The sequence below is a fragment of the Bradyrhizobium sp. USDA3516 genome (genome assembly GCF_057651995.1).
The window spans coordinates 183,969-197,486 of sequence record NZ_JBYGYN010000010.1 but is presented as its reverse complement, the minus strand read 5'-3'; the positions used below and the strand labels follow the sequence as shown (position 1 = coordinate 197,486).

Sequence of the window (13,518 nt, the reverse complement as noted above, 5' to 3'; positions counted from 1 at the left end):
TCGGCTAGACGTTGATTGCGCCTGGCCGAAAATCCATCAAACCCGTCGGGGTCGGTGTCCACTTGATGTTGGCGCGCTTTCCGAAGAACTCGCCAAGCGAATGTAGCACCGTTCCTGGTGGATCAGTCTCATCGAATATGTCGAGCATCTCTTGATAGGCGGCTCGTCTTTCGATCGCGTCCTGAGCCCTCAGCAAGGTCGTCTCCAGCACGTTGAATCTGTCGTTGCGCCAATACCCACCCCTCTGAAAATTGCTTTGAGACCCCCAGCGCGAGACGAACGAGGCGGTGGGGTCGGGATAGTATGTTCCATCGGATGAGTTGTTCACACCGCGGCCCAGACGGTCTTCCACCTGGGACCAGTTCTCTTTCATTTGGATGTCGACGTTCAGGCCGGCAGCCCTCCACATTGCTGCGATGGCTTGCGTTTCGATAAGCTCAGCCGTGTAATAATTGCCGACGGTTTTGAAAGGAATTGCTGCCCCGTTATAACCGGCTTCGGCAAGAAGTCGCTTCGCCTCTGCCGGATTGTACCGGGGGATTGGCCGGTCAGGATTGTAGAGAACGCCGTAAGCAGGATGTTGATGGGAGGGCGGCACACTTATGCGCTTGCGCCAAATGCTATCGACAATGGTCTGCCTATCGATCGCAAGATTCATGGCGCGCCGTATGCGCGGATCCCGCAGCACATCGTTCGTGGCCGAATCATAGACCAACGTGCGGAAGGACATCGTGTCGCCTCCAACCACGTCCAAACGGTTGTCAGCCGCGAGGATATCGAACTGATCCGGCGGTATGGTTGTGACGATATCGAAGTCGCCGGCGCGAAGGCCGGCGACGCGTGCCGCCGGCTCCCGCACCATTCGAAACTCGATCCCCTTCAGCGGCGGTTTTCCACCCCAGTACCCTTCGTGCGCCTCAAGGCGTATGTAGCGGTTTTCGACGGCCTCAACGACCCGGTAGGGCCCCGCCGCTATGGGAGCTCTGGCCCATTGATCAAACGTCGCCGCCTTCAGATAGGCCGATTTCGAGACGATGCCGGCTCCATAGGAGGTCAGGCGTTTGACAAAAACAGGATCGGGCGCCTTGGTGCTAAACTCGACAGTATGTCGACCGGTTGCCCGCACCGCGCTCATCGATGGAAAGCTGATCTGGCCAACGCCAAAACCCGGACTGTCCTTTGCCAGCATACGCTCTGCACCAAAAGTAAATGCGACGTCCTCTGCCGTTAGCTCTTCGCCATCGTGGAATCGAACGTCTTTTCGCAGAGACACGCGATATGTGGTGCTGTCGAGGGCTTCGATGCTTTCAGCCAACATCGGCCGAATCTGCCCGTTCTGCTGATAGTCGATTGCAAAGAGCTTGTCGTAAATACTCTCGAGTACCCGGAAGCTCACGAGCGCCGTAGCACGGGGATGGAGCGGATCGAGCTCGACGCGGAGATCCTGCATTGCAATCCGCAGTGCCGCTCGGCCAGCGCCTTGGGCGAAGACAGAGGTCGATGGAAGCAAGCACAGCCCGCCGACAAATCTGAGAATTTCGCGTCGGTTACAGGTATTCATTGCACATCCTCTTGCTGCATCAACTAAGATTGCGGAGCTTCTGAACCACGTGCTCACGCTTGGGCCAGGCGGACTCGCGCAATGTTTTTCTGCGGGGGCCGTCGAGTACTGCGAGATATAATTCACACCATGTGACACCATCATGACAAACCTAGGTGCCTAGGTAGCTCTGGACAAGCAGGCTGCTACTCCCGTAGGTTGAGGCTCCGGAATCGGAGCTGGAAGGTGGCCGAATGAAATTTGTAATTGTCGTGCTCGATGGCCTTCGTCCTGACCAGCTAGACGAAGCAGTCACGCCGAATCTCGCCGAGCTGTCCAAAACCGGCCTTCGACTTGCCCGCCATACCTCATCGTTTCCCAGTGAGACGCGGGTTTCATCGGCCGCGCTGGCCACGGGCGGACATAGCTCGGCCCATGGAATCATCGGCAACCGTTTTTTGGCAAACGGTCGGTCCATCGACGGATCTTCGCTCTCGGCGCTCCTGACGCTCGGCAGCGAACGCGGTGGCGTCCTCACCGCCACTACGATCGGCGAAGTCTTGGCGGCTCATGGTCGTGCGATGCTGACGATCGGATCTCAGTCGCAGGGCTCTTTTGGACTTTCGAGCTGGGGCAGCTGGCAGACAGGTGCGCCGGCGTTCTGGGTTCATGACCCATCAAAGTTCAGTAGCACTGCGGCCGTTCACCGCACTGCGTCATCGTTTCCACTGCTCCCTCCCGACGAGCGGCCGGCGCGTGCTACCATCGAACGTGTCGTCGATCTATTCTTTTCGTTTCTCAAGAAGGAAGCGCTTCCGGAGGTCAGTCTGCTGTGGCTTTCGGAGCCGGACATTACATATCACATGTTCGGACTTCAGCATCCTACCGCCCGTGAGGTGCTCCACGAGGTCGATCGGCAATTTGGACGCATTTTCGCTTGGTGGAGCGAGAAAGGAGAGCGTGAGGGAGTACAGCTTATTCTTGCATCCGATCACGGACACGCCATCATTGGAGAAAAGGTCTCCGTATTGAACCACCTGCAGCGGTCGGGATTCAAAGTCGGATACGAGCTCACGCCCGACGTAGACGCCGCAATAACCGCTCAAAGGGTTGTCAACATTTGGGTCCGGGACAAAGAAGGCCATCTTCTGACAGAGATGTATCACAGCCTTTCCGAGGAGCCATGGTTTGGCGTGGCTTTCTCACGTAAGGCCGCTGATGGGTCTCCACTTCTCGCCAACACCCTCCCGCTTTCGGCTGTCATGGCCGAACACCAACGAAGCGCGGATCTGTCGTTTGTTCTCGCCGATTGCAGCGCGGCCAATCGGAATGCTCCGCCCGACGCCGTGTACTACGATGGAGCCTATCCGATCGGCGTTGGCATGCACGGCGGGCTTTCGGCGAACGAGCTGTCTTCATTATGCATCCTTGCTGGCAATGGCTTTAAAACCGGAGTTGCTGCTGTCCCAACCAGCATCGTTGACCTGGTACCGACGATCCTTTCCAGCTTGAGACTGCCGCTACCCTCGACAGTGCAGGGCCGTATCATTGATGAAGCTTTGCAAGATCGCGAGGACTCAAGCCAGTATGATGTCGAAGATGCGAGCGTCTCAGTTGCCTCTTCAGCGCGCCGGGCAACTGTCTTCCGGGAGCGTTACGGACAGCGCCTTTATCTGAGGGGAGCGGCCGTAACGCGGCTGGCGCAACCGAAGAACGATAGACCTGACGCTAATCCGACGCAGTTGAACACCTGAACCACGGACTATTTGCCCTATGTATCAAGGAAAGCGCTGGGAATTTGTTCGATCGAACATCGAAGAAGCTATTGCGTCGAGCCGATTTCGGCCAGGCGAAAAGCTTCCGAACGACGTCGAGCTTGCTCTCAAATATGGTGTCAACCGGCACACCGTAAGATACGCCATTCGGAGACTTGAGCAGGAAGGATTGCTTCGTGTCGAGCAGGGGAGAGGCACCTTCGTTGTCGAACATCCAACAACCTATCTTCTCTCCCCTCAAACCCGGCTGACCGATAATCTCATCTCGCAAGGCCGCTTGGCACGTCGTAAGATCCTGTCTGCTGCAACGGTACCGGCAGACGAGCGGTTGGCCGGCTACCTCGACTTGCAGGCCGGTGACGATGTGCTGCGCATCGACACGCTGAGTTACCAAGACGAGATCCCAATCGTCATCGCGCATAGCTACTTTCCGGCGAAACGCACTCCAGGACTGCTGGATAAATTCTCTGGCACCAACTCGATCTCGACAGCTCTCAGGCGCATCGGAATTGACGACTACTCGCAGCAATGGGTGACGATAAGTGCGCGTCTGCCCTTCGCCCATGAGGCGCGCCTGCTTGAAATGTCCACTTCGGCGCCGGTCTTCGTCAAAGAGGGCCTTGATTGCTCCGGCCGTGTTCCGATCAAATTTGGCGAGAATGTACTTTGCGCACCAAGAATCAGCTTCAGATTCGACTTCAAAGAGATTAGTTCCGCGGAGCAGTCGCTTGCAGGAAAGTCTCGATCCGGAAAAGCGCAAGCGAGCAAATTGAAGTCATCTCCCTCCTTCAAGGTCTAGCTGTCGTCCCATTCCTGCGGTCAAAGCGGCCGCGGCTAAAATGACTGTTTCGCTGCCATCATCGCTTGGGATGTGTTTTTACATTGTATGCCGGGACGAGCGCTTGCGTTCTGCTAAGACAATGGGCGGCCGCTTTGATTGCGGCCTCCGTCAAGCTTACGGTTCTTGGCCGTTCTTACCCGCCCGGCCTCAGAGGCAGCCCCGAATGTCGTAGACGCGCAGCGACAAACTTTCCATGTCCGTCTTGAACTTCACCCCTGGGCGATAGGATCAAAAGTGGTCGGCTTCTGCGAAGATGCGCTCGGCGGTACGCAGATCCTCCGCGTCATCGATCTCGTACCACCTCAGGCCATCGCATCTCACCGCAGCAAGCAGCAGGCCTCGTGTTTCCACCAGATAGGAAAGAAGCTCCTCGGTGTAGGCTTGGGTAGCTCCGGCCCTGATCATATCGTCTAGGGCAGGAATGACCTCTGTCCGCAGAGTAGACGCGGACAGCCGTAACAGATTCATCGTCTTGTAGAGAGGGGGGCCACCCGCGATAAGATCTCGCGCTGTTTGCTTTAAGCGAAATTCTGAGATGAAGCCAACATCGGACAACAGGACCGCCGATCCCTGCATCAGCTCATGGAAGGGAGCGACAGCAGCCGCGTTGGGCGCTTCAGTGATGATCAGCTGCCGCAATACATTTTCCTCGAAGAAGACGTCGCCCTCAAGAACAAAGTAATCTCCGGAAAGGAGTGCGTTACGCGCCAGCCAGAGCGAATAGGCGCTCCCAGTACGGTCGTAAACGGAGGATTCGATGTAGTTAATCGTAACACTGCCAAAGCGGCTGCCGCAGGCCTCTTGGATCGCCTCTTTGCGATACCCCACAACGATCGTTACGTGTTCCACGCCAAGACACCCAAGATTATGTAGCGCGTTGTGTAGGATGGGGGTCCCATGGATTTGGACTAGAGGTTTTGGGCTTAGCTCCGTGAGCGGCCGTAGACGAGAGCCGACTCCAGCGGCAAGAATGAGAGCATCCTTGGGAACATTCACAGGCATTTCAATTCGCTTTCTTCATCCCGCCTATCGATCTGCAAGCATCCTGAGCGCCTCTGTTAAGTGTCAGGTGCCGCTGACTTGTGAGACCACCCCAGAGATTAAACGAGGCAGGCATGAATCGTGGTCGGCGTATACACTTGCATCAGCCGCTGTGTGTCCTTCCTTGAGCCGTAGGCAAAGCTGTTTTGCCATGTCGAGAGCCTCTCCAGGAGTTTTACGTCGCTGACAGTTCCGTGACACTGAGCGGGACCGACGAAAGGTGAGGGGACTCATCGGCAGATTTCGAACAAAGGAAGCTTCAGGTGACAAACCCTGCTGCCATGGACTAGCGGGGCTGCAGATATTGCTTTTCGGCCACGGCCAGTTCGTCATACCTCAGGAGCTCGAATATCTCGCTGAGCGGTGCGATCTGAGGCTCAATGCTCGCAACGCTCTCTTGAGCTGCGATACTATCGCAGACGCGCCGCATCGCAGCTGCCGCAGCTCGCATGGAGTGATTGGCCCAGACGACCGTGGAGATGCGCGCATCTCGATAGGCTGAGACTGGCGTTCGATAGTATGTGGTCGGAACGATCACAACAGGTAGCCGGTTCCGCCACTCGGTTACGAACGAAAGTATCTCGTCCGCCGTACTCTTTCGTGAATGAATCAAGATAGCATCGGCTCCCGCGTCGGCATAAGCGTGAGCCCGCAAGATAGCTTCGTTCAATCCGTGCCCGGCAATCAGCGCCTCGATCCTGGCCACGAGAACAAGACTTTCGGCGACTGCATCCTTTACAGCCCGCAGACGACCGGAGAATTCATCGATATTGGCGAGCGGATGCCGCTCACCAATGAGCGAGTTCAGCTTCGGGAAGCAGCTGTCCTCAAGCGAGACGCCTGCCGCGCCAGCCTGACGAAGTTTGCGTGCGAGCAGGCGAGCATTGTTGAAATTGCCGAAGCCGCCATCCCCATCAACGAGCACAGGTAGCTCTGTCGAGTCCACTATGCGCTCGACGCTCTGGACGAGCTGGCTCCATGAAGCTTCATTGGCATCACGAAAGCCCAGCGAGCTGGCAATCGACAGACCAGACGCCCAGAGCCCCTTGAACCCTGACCGCTGTGCGATTGTGGCGGATAGGCCATCATGCGCTTCCATCAGAAACGAGAGCTCATCATTCGAGCAGACCTGGACTCGAAGCACTTCGGCAGGCGACGGCCGCGCGCATTGATGACCTGCGGTGGGCCGAACGGCTTGTGGTTGATAGTGCATGCCTAAATCCTGGAAAACGAGCGATTGGCACCAATGTCACTGCTCATATCGTTTCGGCGTGATGCCGCTCAATGACCAGCATTGGTAGTTTATTGGGACGGCAAAGGCTTGCATGATCGCCATAGGAGGCGCGCAGAACGCAAAGCTTTCGGTATGGGTTGATTGGCCTCGCGCCTAAGGCTGGAAAGAAGGGCTTCGGACGCAAAATGAATGATCTGGGTTCGCGAGTTCGTGCTACGCCCCGAGAGAGAATTCCCACACTCCTTCGGGGGAGGGGTGCTTAGGGAAAGGGTGATATCCGGCTCACATAGATTTAGACGCAAATATCGACAGCCACAGTTGTCGTAATGCCGCCGTCGGATTGACGACAATGTCGAAAGCCCGTCGATAGGGCTACAGCAGGATGGCAGCCTCATGCGAATGCAACGGCAATCGCCGAAGAACTTGTCCTGATTCGCCGATACTTTGCGGGCGCCCCTGAGTGGTATGGCATTTGCTGATGCCATTCCTGTTCTCTCGACTCCAGGAGAAAATCATGGCGGATGTGAAAGAGGTTGTGCTGTCGGAACCGGAAAAACAGTGCTTGCGATGGATCGAGCAGGGGAAGTCATCCTGGGAGATCGCAGTCAGCCTGAACGTGAGCGAGAACACCGTCAACTTTCATGTCAAGAATGCGATGCGAAAGCTGGAAACGTCCAGCCGGACTTAGTGCGTCGTCAAAGCGCGACGTCAGGGTATTATCTAAGGTAAGGGCATCGGTTCCGTTGCCCCTAATGCAGATATGAAGTGTACGGCGCGACTTTGGGTTGCTCCGGCGGAATGCGAAGCAAATTACGCGCCCGCAGCTGTTTATGAAGGGTGTGCTTCTATTTCGTCGCCGATCGTCACGGGGCGCCGTGGACCACCAGGCGAGGTGAGATCGCGGCGCAAAACGCTCTTGAAAGCTCGAGGGTCTGTCGGATCCCTGTGTTAACGTTCTGATCGGTCCGTCCCCGCGCTGCGGACGCGGCGGTATGTCCCAAATTGGGAGGCGATCGTAGCGGTTTAGGTACTAAACTCGTTGTCATCGGAAAGGCGGTGTAGACGGCCTAGGCCGGGCACGAAGACGGCAAGGATAGTCCGTGAACCCATTTTCGAAAGCGTGCTGCTGTTAGACGTTGCCCCATACTCTAGCGCTCTGCGCGCTACCAAGTGCGGGCAATCCTCACGAAGCGCAGCTAGCTCTATGAGCGACCTCTTCGCTGACCTCCAATGCGAATGTTGGGTTCTTCCGGTGATGTAGGGGATTCAGGATAAGCTAAACATGTTCGCGGCGGAAGCCGCGATCCGGATGTTTCTGGAAAGGCAGGCGACTCCGAAGTCAAGCTGACTGAGTTGGACCACGACCAGAGGGCGCCATCAATGATGTGCAAAGTTGCAGTATCCACGGGCCTTGAGGAGGAGGCGAGGCGTGCAACGCGACTACCAATCGTTGCGCAATGTAGAGCTCATATGCATTCTCCGCGAGGTGGGTACGACAGGTGCGGAGCCAAAACGACGCACGCTCCTGCCAGACTGGTCAACCGTATTGTTTGTACCGCGGGCAGAGTATCAAGCCGACCACATCGGAGTATCCTGATCACGGTACAGGGGCATGTAGTCGAAGCGCATCGTGTAACCGCGCAGGGCCACACCTGATAGGGCCAAGGTTGCGGGCCGGGACAGCTTGAAGGAAGAATCTCTTAAGCTTTCTACTTGGTATTCGGATGCGTGAAGATGCGCGACGGACGGACCACGTCAGGAGCTCTATGATGCCCGTCTATATCGTGGGGTCGAGCGAGCAAGATCTTCTGCATCCAAAGGATTGACTACTCCATAGACTCGTCATTCCGCGCTTGCGCCATTTGTGCCGATCAGAACGGTCACCTCGCCACGGCGCCCGAGTCTTTCCAGCTGGAGGCCCATCGCGCGTCGCCGGCTACATGTGATGCCCGTCGACAAGTCTGCCAGGTGAGGCCACCCAGGAGAACCTCGGATGCGGAGGTAAGCCGCATCGCCGCGTCCCAGTCTTGCCACTGAAGATCGAAAAATGCTGGGGCTGTCTCACAGGCTGTCCGCCGACACACTGTGATGTCCGTTTGGCAACCAATGGCGGCAACGGAATATGCTCGTGCAGCCCCGAACGGCTGAAACTTGCGACTCCTTAGCCGGCACGCAGCTTGCAGTGAGCGGCGCATGACATAGCGCAAGCCGCGCTATGTCATGCGCTTGCACGGTTTCCGCCGCGTCTGCTTGACGCGCCAGGGCCGGCCAGCGTGCCCGCCGATCTTATCGGGAAGAAGTCCATGAACACGCCACCACTCTTGTCCGCGGTGTTGCCTTCGATTGCTAGCGCCACGTCCACCGCGCTTTCACAGGAGCAAACGGATGCGGCGGCGACTGACGACCCATTCCTTTGGCTCGAAGAGATGGAAGGACCAGGCGCGTTGGCTTGGGCTCGCGGCGAGAACGAGAAGACGCTCGGGGTGCTTCAGTCAGATCCTCGCTATCGGCGCTTCTACGAACAGGCGCTCTCCATCCTGCAGGCCAAAGATCGGATCGCAGATGTTCCATTCGAAGGGGGCGGTTTGGAGCAGTTCTGGCGAGACGAGAATCAGGTGCGCGGCGTCTGGCGGCGCACCACGCGTGAGAGCGATCGTAGCCAACACCCAAAGTGGGAAACCATCCTTGACGTGGACGCTTTGGCCGCCGCCGAAAACAGAAACTGGGTCTTTCAAGGTCACAGCTGCCTTCCGCCTGAAGACCGCCGTTGCCTGATTAGTCTTTCCGATGGCGGAAAGGATGCCGTGTCCATACGAGAGTTCGATCTCGCCGCCAAGACGTTCGTCGCGGACGGCTTTCATCTCCCCGAGGGCAAGCAGGACGTCAGCTGGGTCGATGGTGACACCATCCTTGTTGCACGGGACTGGGGCGAGGGGACTTTGACGCAAGCCGGCTACGCTTTTGTGGTGAAGGAGCTCAAACGTGCTCAGCCGCTCAGTGAGGCTCGCGAGATCTTTCGGGGCGAGCCCACCGACGTCGGGGCGTCCCCCTTCGTGCTTCGTGACAGCGAGGGTCATATTCATGCGACCGGCGCCGCCCGCGCAATCAGTTCTTTCGAGTCCGAGTATGTGGTCTTCCGCCCCGACGGGCCCATCAAGCTCAATCTGCCGAAGAAGGCCGAGATCGCCACGCTCGCGTGCGGCCGCCTGCTTGTGAAACTTGATGAGGACTGGACACCGTCCGAGGGCATCCGCTTCACGGCCGGCTCGATGATCTCGTATGACCTCGATGAATGGAAACAGGATCCTTTGCGCGCCAGACCATCGCTCGTCTTTCAGCCTGGGCCCCGGCAGGCACTGAGCGAGTTCACTCACACAAGGAACTTTTTGATTCTGACGATCCTTGAGAACGTTCAGAGTAAAGCCTTCCTCTACAAGTACGATCAGGGAGCTTGGTCGGCGACACCGATCCCGCTGCCAGAAGATACAAATGTCAGCCTGTCAGCCACATACGATGAAGCCGACCGGGTCATATTCACCGTCTCGAGCTATCTCAGACCAACCTCAGTTTGGTCTTTTGATGCCGAACGCAAAAGCTTGGAGGAATTGAAGAAGGCACCCTCTGCGTTCGATGCGTCGAACCATGTGGTGGAGCAGCTCGAGGCCATTTCGCGTGATGGCACGTCAGTTCCCTATTTTCTGGTGCGGCCCAAAAACGCAAGGTTTGACGGCACGATCCCGACGCTTCTCCATGGCTATGGCGGTTTCCAGGAGTCGCAACTGCCCTCTGATCTGGGATCGATGGGGCGGCTATGGCTCGAACAGGGCAATGCCTATGTCGTTGCGAACCTGCGCGGGGGCGGTGAGTTTGGTCCACAATGGCACCAAGCGGCCCAGGCGGCAACGAAGCAGACGACATGGGATGACTTCATTGCCGTTGCCGAGGACCTGATCCGTCGGAAGATCACGAGTCCGCGCCAGCTGGGCGCGATTGGCGGCAGCCAGGGCGGCCTGCTCGTTGGCGCCGCGATCACCCAGCGTCCCGAGCTCTTTAACGCGGCGATCATCCAGGTGCCGCTATTCGACATGCTTCGATACACCAAGCTGGGCGCGGGCGCCTCCTGGATCGGCGAGTACGGTGACCCCGCCATTGCCGAGCAGCGTGCGTGGATCGAAGGCTACTCGCCATACCAGAAGCTGGTGGCGGGCAAGACCTATCCCGCTCCCTTAATTATTACCTCAACCAAGGACGACCGCACGCATCCAGCGCACGGCCGCAAAGCTGCCGCGAAGCTCGCCACGCTGGGCCAGCCTTACTTCTATTACGAGAACATCGACGGCGGACATAGCGCCGCGGCCAATCTCATGGAAGATGCGCGTCAACTCGCCCTTGAATACACCTATGCATCGAGGCGGCTTTGTTCTGAGTAAGTTCGGCGGACGGGCTGATCGAAGCCGATAGACTAGAGACCATTGGTTATCTCAACTCCTCACGTTGCTCAGCTGAATTCATGGAACGCAAGGCGAGAGAGCTGATGAGGGTGGGCGGACTCGATGAAGCTCGTCAGATGCGCAAATTACCGGTCTGAACAGCCTCCACCGCTGTCGAGCGGATTTCCTGGCGTCCCAAGCACAACATGACGAGCTGGAAGTAAGTTGCTAGATGGGCTTCCTTGAGGATTGTCAATCCGCGCCATGCCTGCATTGAGCTACGTGACATGCCCTGATCAACCATCTATTTCTCGTACGGCGAAGTCGCTACGCAAGCGGTCACGGATGCGACCAATTGCTTATTCCTCCGCGCAGTCGCCATCAGAGGCCGCGGCGACGCAGGAACGGCAGATCCAATCGACGCACAGCGTGACGCAGCAGTCGCCTTGGCTGCCACCCCGGCTGCGAAGCGCGCGCGGCACTTAACTCAGGTAAAGTGCTATCGTTCTCACGCAGCATGATCCAAATCGACAGCGATTGTTGATGGGTCTGGAATGATTGTCTTTCCGCGGTGAGAAAGCGTTCGCGCAGGGTTACACAATATTGTCTGCCAACTGCACGAGCGGGCGGTATGACCCCGACACATTTATCGCGATCGTCAAAACCTCTATTAGGACGCTACCTCATTCGCCGAACGTGAGGAGGTCGCCACATCGAGTGGACGCCAAGGACCATGTTTCGCTCGACGGGATGAGCGGGGATTCCCTCGGGTCGTCATCGATTTCCAAAGAACCGAGTTGGTATTGGCAGCAGAGTTACCGAGCGGTATCTTTCTGGGTCGCCCCACCCCGGCTTGCGGTTAAAGTTCCCGTTCGGTAACCTTTTGCCCTCCTGTTGGAACTGCGTGAAAATTCCCGCTCGGTAACTTTTTGCTGGACAACCGCCGTTTCAGCTCATAAAGTTCCCGTTCAGTAACTTTACGACGAGAGAGCTATGAACACGCCTCCAAAGGGCACTCCCCCCTCAGGCGGAAACGACGCTCCTGGCGAGACCGGTGTCGCGCGCCAAGCCGCCGAGTTCGCTGCAGCATTCGGTCGCCTCATCCAGGCAGAACGCAAACGCCAGGGCCTCCGGCAGGACGAGCTGGCCATGGTGAGCGGGACAGGAAAGCGCTTCATCGTTGACCTCGAGGCCGGAAAAAGCACCTGTCAGCTCGGGCGCAGCCTGCACGTGGCAAACGTGCTCGGGCTGCGCATCCAGGATGTTCTCAAGGATGCCCAAGCCCGCCGCGCGAACACTTCCGAGACACCGGACATTCCCGACAGCGACGAGGAGGAGCCTCATGGACCGTCTTCCGGTCTACTTTGAGACGCGAGAGGTCGGCTGGATCACGACCGCCGACGAAGCGTCAGGCTTCACCTATGCCGAATCCTGGCGCGGGCTGACCGGCGCCTTCCCTGTATCGCTCACCATGCCGCTCTCGCGGGCGTCGCACGATGCCTCGGCAATTCTGCCATGGGCGGCAAATCTGCTGCCGGAGAACGCAACTCTCGGGATCGTAGGTCATATGCTGGGCAAGTCGCCGGCCGATGTCATCGGTCTTCTTGCCGAGATGGGCCGCGACATCGCCGGCGCGCTCTCCGTCGGACAGCCTGGCACCGGGCTGATCGCCGGAAAATGGCGAGAGATCCCCGACAAGGCCGCGCTCGAGCGCATCATCAATGAGCTACCCCACAAGCCCTTCCTCGTCGGCGAAGATGGCGTGTCGATGTCGCTTGCCGGTGTGCAGACGAAGCTCGCCGTCGCTCTGGATGGCGACACCCTGTACATACCGATCGACGGCGCGCCATCGACCCACATCATCAAGCCCGATGGCGAGCGCTTGCCTGGCGCCGTCCAGAACGAGGCATTCTGCCTGACGCTCGCGCGCATGATCGGAATCCCGACGCCGAAGGTGACGACCGGGACGGCAGGCGAACGTAGCTACCTGCTGGTTGAGCGCTATGACCGCCGTCATGACGGCAAGAGGTGGCGGCGGCTGCATCAGGAGGACTTCTGCCAAGCCCTGGGCCGACCGCCAGCTGCCAAGTACCAGAACAACGATAGAGGCCTAAAAGGACCATCATTGGCCGACATGGTCGGCGTGACCCAGCGCCACATGACAGCACAGGAAACCGCCCGCTTCGTCGACCTTGCCATCTTCAATCCAATGGTGTGGAACACGGATTCCCATGCCAAAAATTACTCGCTGATGCTATCGGCGCGCGGCGCCGTCATGGCGCCAGGCTACGACATCGTCTGTGCGGCGCCATATCCGAAGATCACACCCAACATGGCGCAGAAGATCGGCGGGCAGAAGCAGGCTGATCAGCTTGGACGCAACCACTGGGAGCGCTTCGCCATCGACTGCAAGCTCTCTCCAACACAGACGATCCGTCGCGTCTCCGAGATTGCTCAGGCCGTGACGCACCATGCAATGGTGGCCAAGGCCGAGGTCGAAGCCATGCCTGCCCGCGGCGATCCCGTCCTGGACACGGTCGTCGAGGCGGTGATTTCGCGCGCACGCGGCTACCTAGAACGCCTGAAGCAAACGGAGCCAGCGCCGAAAGGCGCAGCAGCCCTATCGCCCTAGCATTACAGTTTCTATTTTCGGTGAG

Annotated in this window: 10 protein-coding genes; 6 read left to right on the top strand and 4 right to left on the bottom strand. The window is 58.1% G+C overall.

Features of this window, described 5'->3' with window-relative positions; genetic code table 11:
• Positions 1–4: 4 nt before the first annotated feature.
• Positions 5–1,561, bottom strand: a complete 1,557-nt coding sequence (locus AC24YW_RS28335; protein WP_487485793.1) for an ABC transporter substrate-binding protein — start codon at positions 1,559–1,561, stop codon at positions 5–7.
• Positions 1,562–1,794: 233 nt separating this feature from the next.
• Between AC24YW_RS28335 and AC24YW_RS28330 the strand changes: the two genes are divergently transcribed.
• Positions 1,795–3,294: an alkaline phosphatase family protein gene (locus tag AC24YW_RS28330; RefSeq protein WP_487485792.1), complete on the top strand. Its 1,500-nt coding sequence runs from the start codon at positions 1,795–1,797 to the stop codon at positions 3,292–3,294.
• A 19-nt stretch (positions 3,295–3,313) separates the two neighbouring features.
• Complete coding sequence (gene phnF, locus AC24YW_RS28325; protein ID WP_487485791.1) at positions 3,314–4,114, top strand: phosphonate metabolism transcriptional regulator PhnF; 801 nt, start codon at positions 3,314–3,316, stop codon at positions 4,112–4,114.
• 270 nt (positions 4,115–4,384) lie between these two features.
• On the opposite strand, the gene AC24YW_RS28320 is transcribed toward phnF, so the two are convergent.
• Both AC24YW_RS28320 and aepX read right to left on the bottom strand, forming a co-directional pair.
• Positions 4,385–5,158, bottom strand: coding sequence for a phosphocholine cytidylyltransferase family protein (locus AC24YW_RS28320; RefSeq protein WP_487485790.1), 774 nt, complete (start codon positions 5,156–5,158; stop codon positions 4,385–4,387).
• Between the two features lie 325 nt (positions 5,159–5,483).
• Positions 5,484–6,410 carry a phosphoenolpyruvate mutase gene (aepX, locus tag AC24YW_RS28315; RefSeq protein WP_487485789.1) on the bottom strand — a complete coding sequence of 309 codons (927 nt, stop codon included), beginning with the start codon at positions 6,408–6,410 and terminating at the stop codon, positions 5,484–5,486.
• Positions 6,411–6,945: 535 nt separating this feature from the next.
• Here aepX and AC24YW_RS28310 point away from each other — a divergent pair.
• Both AC24YW_RS28310 and AC24YW_RS28305 read left to right on the top strand, forming a co-directional pair.
• Entirely contained in the window at positions 6,946–7,119 is a 174-nt protein-coding gene (locus tag AC24YW_RS28310) for a helix-turn-helix domain-containing protein (protein WP_487485788.1), read from the top strand.
• Positions 7,120–8,734: 1,615 nt separating this feature from the next.
• The gene (locus AC24YW_RS28305) at positions 8,735–10,861 is read left to right on the top strand and encodes a prolyl oligopeptidase family serine peptidase (RefSeq protein ID WP_487485787.1); all 2,127 of its coding nucleotides are present in this window, start codon (positions 8,735–8,737) and stop codon (positions 10,859–10,861) included.
• Positions 10,862–10,994: 133 nt separating this feature from the next.
• Here the strand turns inward: AC24YW_RS28305 and AC24YW_RS28300 are convergent, their stop codons facing one another.
• Positions 10,995–11,165, bottom strand: a complete 171-nt coding sequence (locus AC24YW_RS28300; RefSeq protein ID WP_225174337.1) for a hypothetical protein — start codon at positions 11,163–11,165, stop codon at positions 10,995–10,997.
• 689 nt (positions 11,166–11,854) lie between these two features.
• Here AC24YW_RS28300 and AC24YW_RS28295 point away from each other — a divergent pair.
• Both AC24YW_RS28295 and AC24YW_RS28290 read left to right on the top strand, forming a co-directional pair.
• The gene (locus AC24YW_RS28295) at positions 11,855–12,229 is read left to right on the top strand and encodes a helix-turn-helix domain-containing protein (RefSeq protein WP_487485786.1); all 375 of its coding nucleotides are present in this window, start codon (positions 11,855–11,857) and stop codon (positions 12,227–12,229) included.
• A complete protein-coding gene (locus AC24YW_RS28290; RefSeq protein WP_487485785.1) occupies positions 12,204–13,493 on the top strand; it encodes a HipA domain-containing protein in 1,290 nt (429 codons plus the stop codon). The genes AC24YW_RS28295 and AC24YW_RS28290 overlap by 26 nt, the downstream gene beginning before the upstream one ends.
• The last annotated feature ends 25 nt before the right edge of the window (positions 13,494–13,518 follow it).